Source organism: Streptomyces sp. HUAS ZL42 (assembly GCF_040782645.1).
GTDB lineage: Bacteria > Actinomycetota > Actinomycetes > Streptomycetales > Streptomycetaceae > Streptomyces.
Genome location: NZ_CP160403.1, coordinates 3,039,508 through 3,056,237, shown reverse-complemented (window position 1 = coordinate 3,056,237; position 16,730 = coordinate 3,039,508). Strand labels below are relative to the sequence as shown.

The window sequence follows — 16,730 nt, the reverse complement described above, 5'->3', positions numbered from 1 at the left end:
AATCTCCCCACATGCGATTTCCCGGTCACGGCCACCGCGGCCACCCCCAAGACGTCGTGATCGGCCCGCTCGACCTCTCCGCGCACGTCGACGAGGCCCTCGCCGTGCAGGCCATCGCCTTCGGCCTCGGCCCCGACGAGGTCGCCGTACGCCGCCAGATCGTCCTGCGTCACATGACCTACCCCGGGGCGAGAGCACTCGGCGCCACCGCGGGAGGCCGTCTGGTCGGCTTCGTGTACGGCATGCCCAACGACCGCACCCACTGGTGGTCCACCGTCGTGGAGCCGTACCTCCGTGCCCAGGGGCACGACCACTGGCTCGACGACTCCTTCGTGATCACCGAGCTGCACGTCCACCCGCACCACCAGAACCGCGGCATCGGCCGCGCCCTGATCACCACCATCACGGACGCCGCCGCCGAACCCCGCTCGATCCTCTCCGCGATCGACACGGAGAGCCCGGCCCGCGGCCTCTACCGCTCCCTCGGCTACCAGGACCTGGCCCGACAGGTCCTCTTCCCCAGCGCCCCGAAGCCGTACGCCGTGATGGGAGCCGACCTCCCGCTGCGCCGTTAGGGCCTGCCCGGCGGATCCTGCCGCAGACGCGGGGCGTGGCACGCTCACCGGCACTGATCAGATGCCGCTGCTTCCCTGCGACCTGATCCGCCGGACAGGCCCTAACCGATTTCCACCGGGATGGACCGCCCGGCTAACCTCCTTGGCATCACCCTTACGCAGCAGGAGTAGTGGAACCATGGCCAACGCACCGGTCCAGCGCATGTCCCAGTTGATGGCGAAGACGCTGCGCGACGACCCGGCGGACGCCGAGGTCCTCAGCCACAAGCTGCTCGTCCGCGCGGGATACGTCCGCCGCACCGCCGCGGGCATCTGGAGCTGGCTGCCGCTCGGCAAGAGGGTCCTCGCCAACGTGGAGCGGATCGTCCGCGAGGAGATGGACGCGATCGGCGCCCAGGAGGTGTCGCTCCCCGCTCTGCTGCCGCGGGAGCCGTACGAGGCGACCGGCCGCTGGGACGAGTACGGCCAGGAGCTCTTCCGCCTCAAGGACCGCAAGGGCGGCGACTACCTCCTCGGCCCGACCCACGAGGAGATCTTCACGCTGCTGGTGAAGGACCAGGCGTCCTCCTACAAGGACCTGCCGGTGATCCTCTACCAGATCCAGACCAAGTTCCGTGACGAGGCCCGCCCCCGCGCCGGCATTCTGCGCGGCCGCGAGTTCCTGATGAAGGACTCCTACTCCTTCGATCTCGACGACGAGGGCCTCGCCCGGTCGTACGCCCTGCACCGCGAGGCCTACCAGCGCGTCTTCGAGCGCCTCGGCCTCGACTACCGCATCTGCGCCGCCACCGCGGGCGCGATGGGCGGCTCCAAGTCCGAGGAGTTCCTCGCCCCGGCAGGCGCCGGCGAGGACACCTTCGCGGACTGCCCGAACTGCGACTTCGCGGCGAACACCGAGGCGATCACGTACGAGCTGAAGCCGGCGGACGCCGAGGGTGTGGCCGCTCTCGAAGAGATCCCGACCCCGGACACCCCGACCATCGAGACCCTCGCCGCCCACCTCGGCGTCCCGGCCTCCGCCACCCTGAAGAACCTGCTCGTGAAGGTCGACGGCGAGATCGTGGCCGTGGGCGTCCCCGGCGACCGCGAGGTCGACATGGGCAAGGTCGAGGCGCACTTCGCCCCGGCCGTCGTGGAACTCGTCACCGCCGAGGACTTCGTGGGCCGTCCGGACCTGGTCCGGGGCTACGTGGGCCCGCAGGGGCGGGAGAAGCTCAAGTACATCGCCGACCCGCGCGTGGCGCCGGGCACGGCGTGGATCACGGGCGCCAACAAGGAGCACACGCACGCGAAGAACGTGGTCGCGGGCCGTGACTTCGAGGTCGACGAGTACGTCGACGTCGTGGTGGTGCAGGAGGGCGACCCCTGCCCGAACTGCGGCACCGGTCTCAAGCTCGACCGCGCCATCGAGATCGGCCACATCTTCCAGCTGGGCCGCAAGTACACCGACGCCCTCAAGCTCGACGTCCTCGGCCAGAACGGCAAGCCGGTCCGCGTGACCATGGGCTCCTACGGCATCGGTGTCTCGCGCGCGGTCGCCGCCATCGCCGAGCAGAGCGCCGACGAGCACGGCCTGGTGTGGTCCAAGGAGGTCGCACCGGCCGACGTGCACGTCGTCGCCGCGGGCAAGGCCCTGCAGACCGAACTGGCCCTCGACGTCTCCGAGAAGCTGCGGGCCGCCGGCGTCCGTGTCCTGGTCGACGACCGGGCCGGTGTCTCCCCCGGCGTCAAGTTCACGGACGCCGAGCTGATCGGTGTACCGCAGATCCTGGTGGCGGGCCGCCGCTCCGCCGAGGGCGTCCTGGAGCTCAAGGACCGCAAGACGGGGGAGCGCGAGGAACTCACGGTGGACGAGGCGATCGCGCGTCTCACCGCGTAAGCATTTATTGAAGCCTCAATCAAAAGCCTTTCCCTGACCGTAGGGCGTGACAGGCCGTCCCTACGGAGGGGGACGGTCATGGCGACCGGGGAAGAAGGAGCGGGGCCGCGGCAGCGGTCCGCCCAGGCGCACGGCGTACGGCGTACGGCGGCCTTCGCGGCGGCCGTACGCAGGGCGGGGCAGCTGGGATGTTCGACCTGATCGGCACCAAGCAGCGGCCGACGAATGGGGCCGTCTCCTCGTCGGCGGCACCCCCGTCCCCGGCCGGACCGTGAAGTGCGCCCGCTGGGCTGCCGCAGACTGCCCGGTCCTGGCGCTCAAGCCGACGTCGGCTACCTGGACGGCGAGCTGCCCACCGGGCCGCTCACAGCCATTCCGCGAACTCCAGCAGCAGCTCCGCGTCCCGCTCCCGCCCGACCCGCCGCGCCCGCACCCCCGACTCCACGGCCCGGAAGAGCGTCCAGCCCCGCAGCCGTTCCTGGTCCACGTCCAGCGACTCCGCGAGACGCTTCACCCGCCGCCGGGTCGTCGCGGCCCCGGACGGCGAGGCGATCAGGTCCTCCACCCGGTCGCGGACCAGCCGCGCCAGGTCGAAGGCGCACTCGCCGACCACCGGATCCGGCCCCACCGCCAGCCACGGCATCCGCTCCCCGGCGAGCACCTTGCTCTGCCGGAACGTGCCGTGCAGCAGCCGGTGTTCGGGCGGTGCCGCCAGCAACTCCTCGCGCGCCGAGAGCGCCACGCCGACCAGCGGCGCCACCTCGGGATCGGTCTCCGCACGCGCCCGCATCGCCTGCGCCTGCCGGCCGGTGCGCTCGGCCACCGTCTCGAAGGAGTGCTCCGCCGGCGGGTCGATCCACAGCCGGCGCAGGGTTCCCGCCGCCTCCAGCAGCGCCTTCGCCTCGGGCAGCGACCGCACCGACACATCCGGGTGCAACCGCTCCAGCAACAACACGCCCTCGGTCGTGACCGGCTCGAGCAGCTGTACGGCGCCCCGGCCGTCCCAGTGCTCCAGCGCGGCCCGCTCGCTCTCGGGGCGGGCCCGCGGCGGGGCCAGCTTCAGCACCGCGGGCGTCCCGTCCGCCCGCCGGACAAGGACGACCAGACTGCTGCGCCCGCCTGGCATCTGCACCCGGTCGACGGTCAACTCGCGTAGAGCGACGGCCTGTTGGGCCGCCTCCGGCAGCTTCTCCAACCAGTCGTCACCGTCCGGTGCCGTCTCACCGAGCGCCCTGACCAGACGCCGCGGCGGTTCGAAAGCCATGCGCGAGTCGTTCCCTTCCCTCTGCGGGTTACGCCGCCGGTGTCGTAGGAGCCGGAGTCGAAACGGAGGCCGACGCCGTGTCCGACGGCGTCGGAGCCGCCGTACCGGCCCGCTCGGCGAGCCCAGGGAAGGCTACGCTCGCGCCGCGCCAGCGCACCGCCCGCACCGCCGCCTCCCGCAGCGCCCCGGCGGCCTCGCGCCGCCGCACGCCCGTCGTCGCCCGCACCAGGTCGGAGTAGACCCCGGCCACGCGTTCCTCCAGCTCCGCGGCGAGCCGGACGGCCGCCGCCGAATCCGGCACCGAAAACGGCAGAGCGTACGCCGCGCTCGCGGCGAGGGGCTCCGCGCCCAGGTCGCGCAGCTGGCGCGCCAGCGCGTCCCGGCGCGCCCGGTGCGCGTCGTACGCCGCCCGCGCCTCTGTGCGCCGCGCCTCCCGGATCCGCCCGCCGACGACCCCGTACCCGTACACGGCCGCGTGTTCGGCACCCAGGGCGGCCTGCAGCGCCACCAGCTCCGCGCTCTCGGTCCCGCTCATCGGTTCCCCTCCGTCAGCAGATACGCGTGCGCCGCCCCGGCCGCCGCGACGGAGGCCAGCAGCCGCGCCAGCTCGCCCGGCACGGCAAGGAGTTCCACCGTGCGCCGCTCCGCCAGCGCCCGCTCGGCGGCGGCGAGCCCGGCGAGGACGTCCGCCTCGGACACCGGCACGGCGTCCGGCGAAGCCGTCGACACCGTCGGAGCCGGCGTCGTCGACGACTGCCGGACACCCCCGAACGCCTCCGCATGCCGCACGACCTCCGCCCTGAGCGGCCCCAGCCGCTTCGCCAGCGTCGGATGAGCGGCGAGCACGGCGTCGTAGCGCTCCACCAGAGCCGAGCTGTCCCGGGCCGCACGCGCGCGTGCCCGCTCGGTGACCGATGGGCTGCCGCTCGTGCTCTCCTCGGTCTCCCCGTCGCCGGTCTCCCCGGCACCGGAAGAGCAGCCCACCAGCAGGACGGCCCCGGCGGCCGAGGCGAGCAGGGATCTTCTGCGCGGCCCCGAGGGGGTGCGCGGCGGTGGGGGGAACGGCACGGCAGACGTCCTCGGGGAACTCGTACGGAACCAGTGGGCGGCGGGCCCGTGATCACCGTACCTGGGCACTCCTGCGGTACCACTCAGCGGCACCACCCGTGCGCAGGTGGACGGCAACACACCCCACGACCCGATACCCTTTGACCAGACACGCGACCCATCCCACAACAGCACACGCGGCCGAGGAGTCACCCGGATGAGCACCACCCAGAGCGAGAGGCTGCGAGAGCTCCTGGAACCGCTCGTCACTTCCCAGGGCCTGGATCTCGAGGAGATCGCCGTGGACTCCGTCGGACGCAAGCGGGTGCTGCGTGTCGTCGTCGACTCCGACACCGGGGCGGACCTGGACCAGATCGCCGATGTGAGCCGTGCGCTCTCGGCGAAGCTCGACGAGACGGACGCGATGGGCCAGGGCGAGTACACCCTCGAGGTGGGCACCCCGGGCGCCGAGCGCCTCCTGAAGGAACACCGGCACTACGTGCGCGCGGTCGACCGACTCGTGAAGTTCCAGCTGACCGACGGCGGCGAACTGGTCGCCAGGATCCTCGAGGTCGACGACGAAGGACTCGACCTCGAAGTGCCCGGAGTCAAGGGCCGCAAGGCCACCAGCCGCAGACTCGCCTTCCCGCAGATCGACAGGGCGCGCGTGCAGGTCGAATTCAGCCGCAAGGACAAGAAGGAAGAGGAGGCGTAGCCGTGGACATCGACATGAGTGCCCTGCGGGGCTTGGTACGGGAGAAGGAGATCTCCTTCGACCTGCTGGTCGAGGCGATCGAGTCGGCCCTCCTCATCGCCTACCACCGCACCGAGGGAAGCCGCCGCCACGCGCGCGTGGAGCTCAACCGGGAGACCGGACATGTGACCGTGTGGGCGAAGGAGGACCCCGAGGACCTCGAGGAGGGCCAGGAGCCCCGCGAGTTCGACGACACCCCGTCCGGCTTCGGCCGTATCGCCGCCACCACGGCCAAGCAGGTGATCCTGCAGCGCCTGCGCGACGCCGAGGACGACGCGACGCTCGGCGAGTACGCCGGCCGCGAGGGCGACATCGTCACCGGCGTGGTCCAGCAGGGCCGCGACCCGAAGAACGTACTCGTCGACATCGGCAAGCTCGAGGCCATCCTGCCGGTGCAGGAGCAGGTGCCGGGGGAGACGTACCCGCACGGGATGCGCCTGCGCTCGTACGTCGTCCGGGTGGCGAAGGGCGTCCGCGGTCCGTCCGTGACGCTGTCCCGCACGCACCCCAATCTGGTGAAGAAGCTGTTCGCGCTCGAGGTGCCGGAGATCGCCGACGGGTCCGTCGAGATCGCCGCCATCGCGCGTGAGGCCGGCCACCGTACGAAGATCGCCGTGCGGTCCACCCGGTCGGGCCTGAACGCCAAGGGCGCGTGCATCGGCCCCATGGGTGGCCGTGTGCGCAATGTCATGGGCGAGCTGAACGGCGAGAAGATCGACATCGTCGACTGGTCGGACGACCCGGCGGAGATGGTGGCGAACGCGCTGTCACCCGCCCGGGTGTCCAAGGTGGACGTCGTGGACATGGCGTCCCGCTCCGCGCGGGTGACGGTGCCGGACTACCAGCTGTCGCTGGCGATCGGCAAGGAAGGGCAGAATGCCCGGCTTGCGGCCCGGCTCACGGGCTGGCGGATCGACATCCGTCCGGACACCGAGACGGCCGGCGAGCAGGCCGGGGAATAGATCCAGGCCGCAGGTCGCTCAGATCACGACAGTTATCTGCACAGCAACTGTTCGATTCCTGCCCCAAAGGGGTGAGGTCGGTACGGGGAGGTAGACTAAAGAGTGTCTGGCCGGACACGCGCCCGAGCATGCCCTGAACGCACCTGTGTGGGGTGCCGGGAGCGGACGGCCAAGACGGATCTGCTGCGCATCGTGGCGATCAGGGACGCATGCGTCCCTGATCCTCGCGGTACGCTGCCCGGCCGGGGTGCGTACGTACACCCCGCCCTGGTCTGTCTCGACCAGGCGGTACGCCGCCGGGCGTTCACGCGGGCGTTGCGCGCCCCGGGAGCGCTCGACACAAAGGCGTTGCGCCAGTACGTCGAGCAGACAACAGTTGCTGAGCAGGCAACACCGTAAGACGCGTCGCGCGGAACCCCGTGCGGCCCTGGTACCCCGCGAGTTGGAAGTAGGTCGAGATTGCGATGAGCACTCGATGAGCACGCGATGAGTACGCCCATGAAGTAGCAACGGTCCGGACGCAACCCGGACCTAAAAGGAGCGAAGTGGCTAAGGTCCGGGTATACGAACTCGCCAAGGAGTTCGGTGTGGAGAGCAAGGTCGTCATGGCCAAGCTCCAGGAACTCGGTGAATTCGTCCGTTCGGCGTCTTCGACCATCGAAGCGCCCGTAGTACGCAAACTGACTGACGCCTTCCAGGGCGGTGGCAACGGCAGGTCCGCCGGAAAGCCCGCCCCGCGCAAGGCCGCCCCCAGGCCCGCCGCGCCCTCCCCGGCGCAGGCGGCACGTCCGGCTGCCCCGCGGCCGGCCGCCCCCAAGCCTCCGACGGCGCAGCAGCCCGCGGCTCCCGCCGCCCCGGCCGCCTCCGCGCCCGCCCCCGGCCCGCGTCCGGTGCCGGGCCCGAAGCCCGCGCCGCGTCCGGCCCCGGCCGCCCCGGAGTTCACCGCTCCGCCGGCCCCGGCCGCTCAGGCTCCGGCCACTCAGACCCCGCGCCCCGGCGCCCGTCCCGGTCCCGGCGCCCCGAAGCCCGGCGGCCGTCCCGGCGCGCCCGGCCAGGGCCAGGCAGGCCGTCCGGGCCAGGGTGCTCCGCGCCCCGGTGGTCAGGCCGCGCGTTCCGGTGCCCGTCCGGCCGGTCCGCGTCCGGGCAACAACCCCTTCACCTCCGGTGGCAACGCCGGCATGGCTCGTCCGCAGGCGCCCCGTCCGCAGGGCGGTCCCCGTCCCGGCGGCCCCGGTGCCCCCGGCGGCGGTCCCCGTCCGCAGGCGGCCGGCGCCCAGGGCGGCGGTCCGCGTCCGCAGGCTCCCGGCGGCTCGCGTCCCAGCCCGGGCTCGATGCCCCGTCCGCAGGGCGGTCCGCGTCCCGGCGGTGGCCCCGGCGGTCCGCGTCCGAACCCCGGCATGATGCCGCAGCGTCCCGCTGCCGGCCCGCGTCCCGGCGGTGGCCCCGGTGGCCGCGGTCCGGGCGGTGCGGGTCGTCCCGGCGGTGGCGCCCGTCCGGGTGGCGGCGGTGGCTTCGCCGGTCGTCCCGGTGGCGGCGGTGGTGGCGCCCGTCCGGGTGGCGGCGGCGGTTTCGCCGGTCGTCCCGGTGGCGGTGGCCCCGGCGGCGGTGGTGGCGGCTTCGGCGGTGGCGGCGGTGGCCGTCCCGGCTTCGGCGGTCGTCCCGGTGGTCCGGGTGGCCGTGGTGGCACGCAGGGAGCCTTCGGTCGTCCCGGCGGTCCGGCGCGCCGTGGCCGCAAGTCGAAGCGGCAGAGGCGCCAGGAGTACGAGGCCATGCAGGCCCCGTCGGTCGGCGGCGTGATGCTGCCTCGCGGCAACGGCGAGACCATTCGCCTGTCGCGCGGTGCGTCGCTCACCGACTTCGCGGAGAAGATCAACGCCAACCCGGCGTCCCTCGTCGCGGTGATGATGAACCTCGGCGAGATGGTCACGGCCACGCAGTCCGTCTCCGACGAGACCCTGCAGCTCCTCGCCGGCGAGATGAACTACACGGTTCAGATCGTCAGCCCGGAGGAGGAGGACCGCGAGCTTCTCGAGTCCTTCGACATCGAGTTCGGCGAGGACGAGGGCGACGAGGAGGACCTGGTGGTCCGTCCGCCGGTCGTCACCGTCATGGGTCACGTCGACCACGGCAAGACCCGCCTGCTCGACGCCATCCGCAAGACCAACGTCATCGCGGGCGAGGCCGGTGGCATCACCCAGCACATCGGTGCCTACCAGGTCGCGACCCAGGTCAACGGCGACGACCGGGCGATCACCTTCATCGACACCCCGGGTCACGAGGCGTTCACCGCCATGCGTGCCCGTGGTGCGAAGTCGACCGACATCGCGATCCTCGTGGTGGCGGCCAACGACGGTGTGATGCCGCAGACGGTCGAGGCCCTGAACCACGCCAAGGCGGCCGACGTGCCGATCGTGGTCGCGGTCAACAAGATCGACGTCGAAGGCGCGGACCCGACCAAGGTGCGCGGTCAGCTGACCGAGTACGGCCTGGTGGCCGAGGAGTACGGCGGCGACACGATGTTCGTCGACATCTCCGCCAAGCAGGGTCTGCACATCGACAGCCTCCTCGAGGCGGTCGTCCTCACGGCCGACGCCGCCCTGGACCTTCGGGCCAACCCGAACCAGGACGCGCAGGGCATCGCGATCGAGTCCCGCCTCGACCGCGGCCGCGGTGCCGTGTCGACGGTCCTCGTCCAGCGAGGCACGCTGCGGGTCGGCGACACAATGGTGGTCGGCGACGCGTACGGCCGCGTCCGGGCGATGCTCGACGACAACGGCAACAACGTGTCCGAGGCCGGCCCGTCGACGCCGGTCCAGGTCCTGGGCCTGACCAACGTCCCGGGTGCCGGTGACAACTTCCTCGTGGTCGAGGAGGACCGTACGGCCCGCCAGATCGCGGAGAAGCGTGCCGCCCGCGAGCGCAACGCGGCCTTCGCGAAGCGCACGCGCCGCGTGTCCCTGGAGGACCTGGACAAGGTGCTGAAGGCCGGCGAGGTCCAGCAGCTGAACCTGATCATCAAGGGCGACGCTTCTGGTTCGGTCGAAGCACTGGAGTCCTCCCTGCTCCAGCTGGACGTCGGCGAGGAGGTCGACATCCGGGTCCTGCACCGCGGCGTCGGTGCGGTCACCGAGTCGGACATCGACCTGGCGATGGGCTCCGACGCGATCGTGATCGGCTTCAACGTGCGCGCGGCCGGCCGTGCGCAGCAGATGGCCGAGCGCGAGGGCGTGGACGTCCGGTACTACTCGGTCATCTACCAGGCGATCGAGGAGATCGAGGCGGCCCTGAAGGGCATGCTCAAGCCGGAGTTCGAGGAGGTCGAGCTCGGTACGGCGGAGATCCGCGAGGTCTTCAAGTCGTCCAAGCTGGGCAACATCGCCGGTGTCCTCATCCGCTCGGGCGAGGTCAGGCGCAACACCAAGGCGCGCCTGCTGCGCGACGGCAAGGTCGTCGCGGAGAACCTCACGATCGAGGGCCTGCGTCGCTTCAAGGACGACGTCACCGAGATCCGCGAAGGGTTCGAGGGCGGTATCAACCTCGGCAACTTCAACGACATCAAGGTCGACGACGTCATCGCGACGTACGAGATGCGCGAGAAGCCGCGGGCGTAACAGCCGACGGTTCGTGTTGGCCGACGGGACTTGGTTCCCGTCGGCCAACGCGACGTGCACGGGGGCTCGGCCCCAGGCCTTCCGAGTCCCGCTTCCGGGCCACAGCCCACGGAGCGTAAACTCCGTCGATCGCCCCGCCCGCTTCGTTGTACGGTTCTGAAGACCCTGCCCGCACCGATGGCAGGGCCATCGATCCCGTACCGGCGGGTGAACCGGTTGCATACATGTATGTGGGGACGCTGTCCTTCGACCTCCTCCTCGGCGACGTACGGTCGCTGAAGGAGAAGCGCTCCGTCGTCCGCCCGATCGTCGCCGAACTCCAGCGGAAGTACGCGGTGAGCGCGGCCGAAGTGGATCACATGGACCTCCATCGCAGGGCGATCATCGGCCTCGCCATGGTGTCCGGTGACGCGGCGCACCTCACCGACGTACTGGACCGGTGCGAACGGCTGGTCGCCGGCCGCCCCGAGGTGGAACTGCTGTCCGTACGGCGCCGCTTCCACGGCGAAGACGACTGACGACCACCAAGCCAAGAACGCAGAAGAAGAAAGAACGGGAGACGGACCAGTGGCCGACAACGCGCGGGCTAAGAGGCTGGCGGACCTCATCCGAGAGGTGGTGGCCCAGAAGCTGCAGCGCGGGATCAAGGACCCGCGGCTCGGCTCGCACGTCACCATCACGGACACCCGGGTCACCGGGGACCTCCGGGAGGCGACCGTCTTCTACACCGTCTACGGGGACGACGAGGAGCGGAAGGAGGCGGCCGCCGGCCTGGAGAGCGCCAAGGGCATCCTGCGCTCCGAGGTCGGCCGCGCGGCCGGCGTGAAGTTCACGCCGACCCTGACGTTCGTCGCCGACGCCCTTCCGGACACGGCCCGGACCATCGAGGACCTCCTCGACAAGGCGCGCCAGTCCGACGCGAAGGTGCGTGAGGCGTCCGCGGGCGCCACGTACGCCGGCGAGGCGGACCCGTACCGCAAGCCGGACTCCGACGAGGAGCCGGAGATCGCAGCCGAGAGGGACGGCGACACCACGGAATGACCCAGAAGCACACCACGCCCGACGGCCTTGTCATCGTCGACAAGCCGTCGGGCTTCACTTCGCACGACGTGGTCGCCAAGATGCGCGGGATCGCCAGAACCCGCCGGGTGGGCCACGCCGGCACCCTCGACCCGATGGCCACCGGCGTCCTCGTCCTGGGCGTCGAGAAGGCGACGAAACTCCTCGGGCACCTCGCTCTGACGGAGAAGGAGTACCTCGGGACGATCCGCCTCGGCCAGACCACGATCACGGACGACGCCGAGGGGGAGATCACCTCCTCCACCGACGCCTCCAAGGTCACCCGCGACGCCGTCGACGCCGGCATCGCCAAGCTGACCGGCGACATCATGCAGGTGCCGTCCAAGGTCAGCGCCATCAAGATCGACGGCGTGCGGTCGTACAAGAGGGCGCGGGAGGGCGAGGAGTTCGAGATCCCCGCCCGGCCGGTCACCGTCTCCTCTTTCGCCGTGTACGACGTCCGGGACGCCGTCGCCGACGACGGCACCCCCGTCCTCGACCTGGTGGTGTCGGTGGTCTGCTCCTCCGGCACCTACATCCGCGCCCTCGCCCGCGACCTGGGCGCCGATCTCGGCGTCGGCGGCCACCTCACCGCCCTGCGCCGCACCCGGGTCGGCCCGTACAAGCTGGACGCCGCGAAGACGCTGGAGCAGCTGCAGCAGGAGCTGACCGTGATGCCGATCGCCGAGGCAGCCACGGCCGCGTTCCGGCGCTGGGACGTGGACGCCAGGCGGGCCCGGCTGCTGACGAACGGTGTACGCCTCGACATGCCCGGCGAGTACGCCGAGGCCGGCCCGGTGGCCGTCTTCGACCCCGAGGGCCGTTTCCTCGCGCTCGTCGAGGAACACAAGGGCAAGGCCAAGAGCCTGGCCGTCTTCGGCTGACGCTCCGCAGGCGGCTGACTGCCCGTGGAGCGGCGGACACGGGGACATCCACCGCCGCCGCTCCACGGTCCCCCCTCGGTTCCCCCACCCCTAGGGTGTATCCACCTGCCGCCGCTCATTCACCCCGCCGGGCAGGCGCTCGGAGTGAACCGAGGGAGCGCAAGGGGGCGCGTTCGCCACGGGATCCGTCGCGCCGATCTCCGCACGCCGACCGCCGGTACGTGCGTCCGGTCACAGCCCCCATGCCGATGCGAGCCGGGGGTACGCGGCATGGCACCCTTAGACCTGCGTAAGAGGTCATCGGATACGGACACGGGTTCGAGGAGCGGTCACAGTGCAGCGCTGGCGTGGCTTGGAGGACATCCCCCAGGACTGGGGGCGCAGCGTCGTCACCATCGGCTCCTACGACGGAGTCCACCGCGGACATCAGCTGATCATCCGGCACGCGGTGGAGCGCGCCCGCGAGCTGGGCATCCCCTCCGTCGTCGTCACCTTCGACCCGCACCCCAGCGAGGTCGTCCGGCCCGGCAGCCATCCGCCGCTTCTCGCCCCGCACCACCGCCGCGCCGAACTCATGGGAGAGCTGGGCGTGGACGCGGTCCTGATCCTGCCCTTCACGACGGAGTTCTCGCGGCTGTCGCCCGCCGACTTCGTCGTCAAGGTGCTGGTGGACAAGCTGCACGCCAAGGCGGTCGTCGAGGGCCCGAACTTCCGCTTCGGCCACAAGGCCGCGGGGAACGTGGAGTTCCTGGCCGAGCAGGGCAAGACCTACGACTTCGAGGTCGAGGTGGTCGACCTGTACGTGTCCGGCGCGGCGGGCGGCGGAGAGCCTTTCTCCTCGACCCTGACCCGCCGCCTGGTCGCCGAGGGCGACGTCGAGGGCGCCGCCGAGATCCTGGGCCGCCCGCACCGCGTGGAGGGCGTGGTCGTCCGCGGCGCCCAGCGCGGCCGCGAGCTCGGCTTTCCGACCGCCAACGTCGAGACCCTGCCGCACACCGCGATCCCGGCCGACGGCGTCTACGCCGGCTGGCTGCACGCCCAGGGCGAGGCGATGCCGGCCGCGATCTCCGTCGGCACGAACCCGCAGTTCGACGGGACGGAGCGCACAGTGGAGGCGTACGCCATCGACCGCGTCGGCCTGGACCTGTACGGCCTGCACGTCGCCGTCGACTTCCTTGCCTTCGTGCGCGGGCAGGCGAAGTTCGGCACGCTGGACGCGCTGCTGGAGCAGATGGCGGAGGACGTCAAGCGCTGCCGGGAGCTGATCACGGCCGCGGAGTGAGAACGCGCGGATACACGTGAGGGCGGCCGGTGCCTTCGAGGCACCGGCCGCCCTCACGTTCTGCCGTACTACTGCTGAGGCGGGGCCTGCGGCGGGTAGGGCTGACCGGGCTGAGGGTACGGCTGCGCCTGCTGGCCGGGCTGCTGCGGGTACGGCTGGCCGGGGGGCGGAGCCTGCGGGTAGGGCTGGGCCGGCTGGGCATACGGCTGCCCCGGCTGGGCGTAGGGCTGCGGCTGCCCCTGCTGCGGATACGGCTGGCCGGGGTGCGGCTGTCCCGGCATCGGCGGGGCCGCCACCGGCGGCGGGTTGCCGTCCGAGGTCCACAGACCGTGCGACTGCTGATGCCGTACGAAGTCCTCGGCGACCATGGCCGCGAGGTTGAAGTACGCCTCCCGCACCTTCGGCCGCATCATGTCGAGGTCCACCTCGGCACCGGCGGCGAGGTGCTCGTCGAACGGGACGACGACAACGCCTCGGCACCGGGTCTCGAAGTGGCTGACGATGTCCTCCACCTTGATCATCTTCCCGGTCTCGCGCACACCGGATATGACGGTGATGGAACGCGAGACCAGGTCGGCGTACCCGTGCGCGGACAGCCAGTCCAGCGTCGTACTGGCGCTGCTCGCACCGTCCACGGACGGCGTCGAGATGATGATGAGCTGGTCGGCCAGGTCCAGCACACCGCGCATGGCGCTGTAGAGCAGGCCGGTACCCGAGTCCGTCAGGATGATCGGGTACTGGTTGCCCAGCACGTCGATGGCGCGCCGGTAGTCCTCGTCGTTGAAGGTCGTGGACACGGCCGGGTCGACGTCGTTGGCGATGATCTCGAGACCGGACGGCGCCTGGGACGTGAACCGGCGGATGTCCATGTAGGAGTTGAGGTACGGGATCGCCTGGACGAGGTCACGGATGGTGGCCCCGGTCTCGCGGCGCACACGGCGGCCGAGCGTACCCGCGTCCGGGTTGGCGTCGATGGCGAGGATCTTGTCCTGCCGCTCGGTGGCGAGCGTGGAGCCGAGCGCGGTGGTGGTGGTCGTCTTGCCCACGCCGCCCTTGAGGCTGATGACGGCGATGCGGTAGCAGGACAGCACCGGGGTGCGGATGAGCTCCAGCTTCCGCTGCCGCTCGGCCTCCTCCTTCTTCCCGCCGATCTTGAACCTGCCGCCGGCCGCGGTCGGCCGTCCGCTCTTCGCCTTCTGCTTCTTGTTGTTGAGCAGCCGGTCGGACGACAGCTCGACGGCCGCGGTGTAACCCAGCGGCGCGGCACCGGGGTTGGTCGGCTGCCGCTGGTCGTGCTGGATCGGCTGGGGCCAGGCGACGCCGGCACGGGGGTCGGCGGGCTGCGGCGGGGCCTGCGGCGGCTGCGCGGCGAATCCCTGTGCGGAGCCGCTCCCTTGTTGCGCCGGCGGCTGGCGGAAGCCGTAGCCGCCGTGGTGGGCGGGGGAGTCGGGGGCGGGAAGCGGCTGTTCGGGCGGAGCCGTGGGGGCAGCTTCCGGCGGGGTGTTCGCAGCCGCGGGCGCTGCCGGAGCACCCGGGTGCGGGAAGCCGTATCCACCGGGCGGGCCCGGCGGCGTCGGGGCAGGGGCGCTCGGCTGCGGGAATCCGTAACCACCTGCGGCGTTGGGGTCGGCGGGTGCAGGTGGAGTGGGCTGGGCGGGGGTCGGCGGAGTGGGCGGGGCCGCCGGGTTGCCGGGGTGGGGGAAGCCGTACCCTCCCGGGGCGTCGGGCGCCGGCGGGTGCGGGAAGCCATAGCCGGGCTGCGGGTTGGGCACAGGGGCAGCGGCAGGGGCATTGCCCGGCTGGTGGGCCGGGGGCTGCTGGGCTGCGGGTGCCGGGCCGACGGGGTGCGGGAAGCCGTAGCCGGGCTGCGGGTTGGGCACAGGGGCAGCGGCAGGGGCATTGCCCGGCTGGTGGGCTGCGGGTGCCGGGCCGGCGGGGTGCGGGAAGCCGTAGCCGGGCTGTGGGGCGGGCGGAGCGGACTCCGGGCCCCGCGGCGGCACGGCGGGCGGGTTCCAGGCGTTCGGCGAGGGCTGCGGCGCCTGCGGCTGGAACGGCGGCTGCTGCGAAGGCACGGGCGCGGGGCTCTGCGCTGCCGGAGGCTGGGACGCCGCCGGATCCGTCGGCTGGGGCTGTACCGGCCACTGCGCCGCCGGGGCGGGGGCCGCGGGCTGGTACGACGGCGGCAGCGGCGGCACATGGCCCTGCGGGACCGGCGGGGGAGTCCAGGCGGGAGGCGTGGCCGGCGGGCCGACCGGCGCGGCCGGAACGGCGCCCTGGGACGCGCTGTCCTGCGGCGCCGCATCCCCGGAGACCGCCTCCCCGGGCTCCGACGGTGCGGCGTCCGGGGACGCGGTCTCCTCGGACTCGTTTTCCGCCGGACCGGTCTCCTGCGCGGCCTCCACGTCGGTTGAGACGGCGGCCTCGCCGTTTTCCCCCTCCGCGGCGTCGTCGGCCTCACTGCCGGCGTCCGGGGCAGCGGAGACTCCCGGCAGCTCGATCACGTCCGCGCCGTCGGCCTCGTCGGCCGTGTCGGCCGTGTCGACGGTCTCGTTCTCACCGTCCGGGTCCGTGCCCGCGACCACGTCTGCCGAGTCGCTCTCGACGTCCACGGCGACGTCGTCGTCCACGGCCGCCGCCGGAGCCTCGTTCTCCTCGGCCGGGGCAGCCCGCTCCGCGATCTCCCGCTTCAGGGCGGCGGCCGAGAACCGCATGGTCGCGCCGCTCTCCAGATCACTGTTCCCGGGCTCGGCCTCCTCATCCGCCGAGGACGACGGGACGGGAGCCGCGGGCGACTGCTGGGGCTGCTGCGGCTCGAACCCGCTCCCCGCCGGAATCCCCGGTGCCGCGACCGGATTCCCCGTCGGCGGCGCGGGCGGTGCAGGCGGAGTGAACGGAGCACTCGGCGCAGGCGCAGGCGGCGTGTACGGCGCCCCCTGCGCGGCTGCGGCATGCGGAGGCGGAGTCATCCCGGGAAACGGAGCTTCCGGGGCGCTCGGCTGGGGAGGAACGGAGGGCGAGGCAGAAGCAGGAGCCGGCGTACCGCCCGCACCCGGACCCGCAGCCGTACCCGCACCCTGTCCCGAACTCTCCCCGGAGTTCTGGGTGTACCAGGCAGGCGGCGCGTAGTCGATGGTGAACTCGCCCGTCGTCTCGATGGCGGACTCCGCGTCGGGCTGGTCATCGCCGGGTGTGGCCCAGCCCCCGCGGATCCCGTCCCGATCGCTGCTCACAGTTCCTCCTGGTGTGGTCGAGCACCCTCATGTCGTGCCGGGGCGACCCTTGCTTGTCGTCCTTGGTCGTTCGAGGTCGTCCGATCCACCGGCTCCCCCCGGACGCCGACGCCCGGTCCATGGGTCTGGGATGGCGCCCGGTACCAGCCTAATCACCGCGCGCCCCACCTCGGCAGGCCCGTC

At 72.1% G+C, this 16,730-nt stretch carries 15 protein-coding genes; 11 read left to right on the top strand and 4 right to left on the bottom strand.

Annotated features, from left to right (window positions below):
• Positions 1–11 precede the first annotated feature (11 nt).
• The 3 genes from ABZO29_RS13910 to ABZO29_RS13900 all read left to right on the top strand — a co-directional run bounded on the left by ABZO29_RS13910 (position 12) and on the right by ABZO29_RS13900 (position 2,655).
• On the top strand, positions 12–575 hold the full coding sequence (locus tag ABZO29_RS13910; protein WP_367320501.1) for a GNAT family N-acetyltransferase: 564 nt from the start codon (positions 12–14) through the stop codon (positions 573–575).
• 178 nt (positions 576–753) lie between these two features.
• The gene (locus tag ABZO29_RS13905) at positions 754–2,454 is read left to right on the top strand and encodes a proline--tRNA ligase (RefSeq protein ID WP_367320500.1); all 1,701 of its coding nucleotides are present in this window, start codon (positions 754–756) and stop codon (positions 2,452–2,454) included.
• A 78-nt stretch (positions 2,455–2,532) separates the two neighbouring features.
• On the top strand, positions 2,533–2,655 hold the full coding sequence (locus tag ABZO29_RS13900) for a hypothetical protein (RefSeq protein ID WP_367320499.1): 123 nt from the start codon (positions 2,533–2,535) through the stop codon (positions 2,653–2,655).
• Positions 2,656–2,818: 163 nt separating this feature from the next.
• Here the strand turns inward: ABZO29_RS13900 and ABZO29_RS13895 are convergent, their stop codons facing one another.
• Genes ABZO29_RS13895 through ABZO29_RS13885 form a run of 3 tightly spaced genes read right to left on the bottom strand, consistent with a single transcriptional unit; the run spans position 2,819 to position 4,786 of the window.
• The gene (locus ABZO29_RS13895; protein ID WP_367320498.1) at positions 2,819–3,718 is read right to left on the bottom strand and encodes an aminoglycoside phosphotransferase family protein; all 900 of its coding nucleotides are present in this window, start codon (positions 3,716–3,718) and stop codon (positions 2,819–2,821) included.
• 28 nt (positions 3,719–3,746) lie between these two features.
• Positions 3,747–4,253, bottom strand: a complete 507-nt coding sequence (locus tag ABZO29_RS13890; RefSeq protein WP_367320497.1) for a ferritin-like domain-containing protein — start codon at positions 4,251–4,253, stop codon at positions 3,747–3,749.
• Positions 4,250–4,786 carry a hypothetical protein gene (locus ABZO29_RS13885; protein WP_367320496.1) on the bottom strand — a complete coding sequence of 179 codons (537 nt, stop codon included), beginning with the start codon at positions 4,784–4,786 and terminating at the stop codon, positions 4,250–4,252. Before ABZO29_RS13885 ends, ABZO29_RS13890 begins: the two co-directional genes overlap by 4 nt.
• A gap of 196 nt (positions 4,787–4,982) precedes the next feature.
• Between ABZO29_RS13885 and rimP the strand changes: the two genes are divergently transcribed.
• From rimP to ABZO29_RS13845, 8 genes are all read left to right on the top strand, one after another.
• Complete coding sequence (gene rimP / locus ABZO29_RS13880) at positions 4,983–5,480, top strand: ribosome maturation factor RimP (protein WP_367320495.1); 498 nt, start codon at positions 4,983–4,985, stop codon at positions 5,478–5,480.
• 2 nt (positions 5,481–5,482) lie between these two features.
• The gene (gene nusA / locus ABZO29_RS13875; protein ID WP_367320494.1) at positions 5,483–6,481 is read left to right on the top strand and encodes a transcription termination factor NusA; all 999 of its coding nucleotides are present in this window, start codon (positions 5,483–5,485) and stop codon (positions 6,479–6,481) included.
• A 102-nt stretch (positions 6,482–6,583) separates the two neighbouring features.
• Positions 6,584–6,880 carry a YlxR family protein gene (locus ABZO29_RS13870; RefSeq protein ID WP_367320493.1) on the top strand — a complete coding sequence of 99 codons (297 nt, stop codon included), beginning with the start codon at positions 6,584–6,586 and terminating at the stop codon, positions 6,878–6,880.
• A gap of 146 nt (positions 6,881–7,026) precedes the next feature.
• Positions 7,027–10,092: a translation initiation factor IF-2 gene (gene infB / locus ABZO29_RS13865; protein WP_367320492.1), complete on the top strand. Its 3,066-nt coding sequence runs from the start codon at positions 7,027–7,029 to the stop codon at positions 10,090–10,092.
• 224 nt (positions 10,093–10,316) lie between these two features.
• A complete protein-coding gene (locus tag ABZO29_RS13860) occupies positions 10,317–10,610 on the top strand; it encodes a DUF503 domain-containing protein (RefSeq protein ID WP_367320491.1) in 294 nt (97 codons plus the stop codon).
• 49 nt (positions 10,611–10,659) lie between these two features.
• Entirely contained in the window at positions 10,660–11,133 is a 474-nt protein-coding gene (gene rbfA, locus ABZO29_RS13855; RefSeq protein WP_367320490.1) for a 30S ribosome-binding factor RbfA, read from the top strand.
• Complete coding sequence (truB, locus tag ABZO29_RS13850; RefSeq protein WP_367320489.1) at positions 11,130–12,035, top strand: tRNA pseudouridine(55) synthase TruB; 906 nt, start codon at positions 11,130–11,132, stop codon at positions 12,033–12,035. The genes rbfA and truB overlap by 4 nt, the downstream gene beginning before the upstream one ends.
• A gap of 334 nt (positions 12,036–12,369) precedes the next feature.
• Positions 12,370–13,317 (top strand): bifunctional riboflavin kinase/FAD synthetase, encoded by a 948-nt coding sequence (locus ABZO29_RS13845; RefSeq protein WP_367320488.1) that lies wholly within the window; start codon positions 12,370–12,372, stop codon positions 13,315–13,317.
• A gap of 68 nt (positions 13,318–13,385) precedes the next feature.
• Here the strand turns inward: ABZO29_RS13845 and ABZO29_RS13840 are convergent, their stop codons facing one another.
• Entirely contained in the window at positions 13,386–16,547 is a 3,162-nt protein-coding gene (locus ABZO29_RS13840; RefSeq protein ID WP_367320487.1) for an SCO5717 family growth-regulating ATPase, read from the bottom strand.
• Positions 16,548–16,730: the final 183 nt, after the last annotated feature.

Bases quoted from the DNA above. Each gene is read 5' to 3' on its own strand.
- ABZO29_RS13910 (WP_367320501.1), top strand. From the start codon at position 12: ATGCGATTTCCCGGTCACGGCCACCGCGGCCACCCCCAAGACGTCGTG.
- ABZO29_RS13905 (WP_367320500.1), top strand. From the start codon at position 754: ATGGCCAACGCACCGGTCCAGCGCATGTCCCAGTTGATGGCGAAGACG.
- ABZO29_RS13900 (WP_367320499.1), top strand. From the start codon at position 2,533: ATGGCGACCGGGGAAGAAGGAGCGGGGCCGCGGCAGCGGTCCGCCCAG.
- ABZO29_RS13895 (WP_367320498.1), bottom strand. From the start codon at position 3,718: ATGGCTTTCGAACCGCCGCGGCGTCTGGTCAGGGCGCTCGGTGAGACG.
- ABZO29_RS13890 (WP_367320497.1), bottom strand. From the start codon at position 4,253: ATGAGCGGGACCGAGAGCGCGGAGCTGGTGGCGCTGCAGGCCGCCCTG.
- rimP (WP_367320495.1), top strand. From the start codon at position 4,983: ATGAGCACCACCCAGAGCGAGAGGCTGCGAGAGCTCCTGGAACCGCTC.
- ABZO29_RS13860 (WP_367320491.1), top strand. From the start codon at position 10,317: ATGTATGTGGGGACGCTGTCCTTCGACCTCCTCCTCGGCGACGTACGG.
- truB (WP_367320489.1), top strand. From the start codon at position 11,130: ATGACCCAGAAGCACACCACGCCCGACGGCCTTGTCATCGTCGACAAG.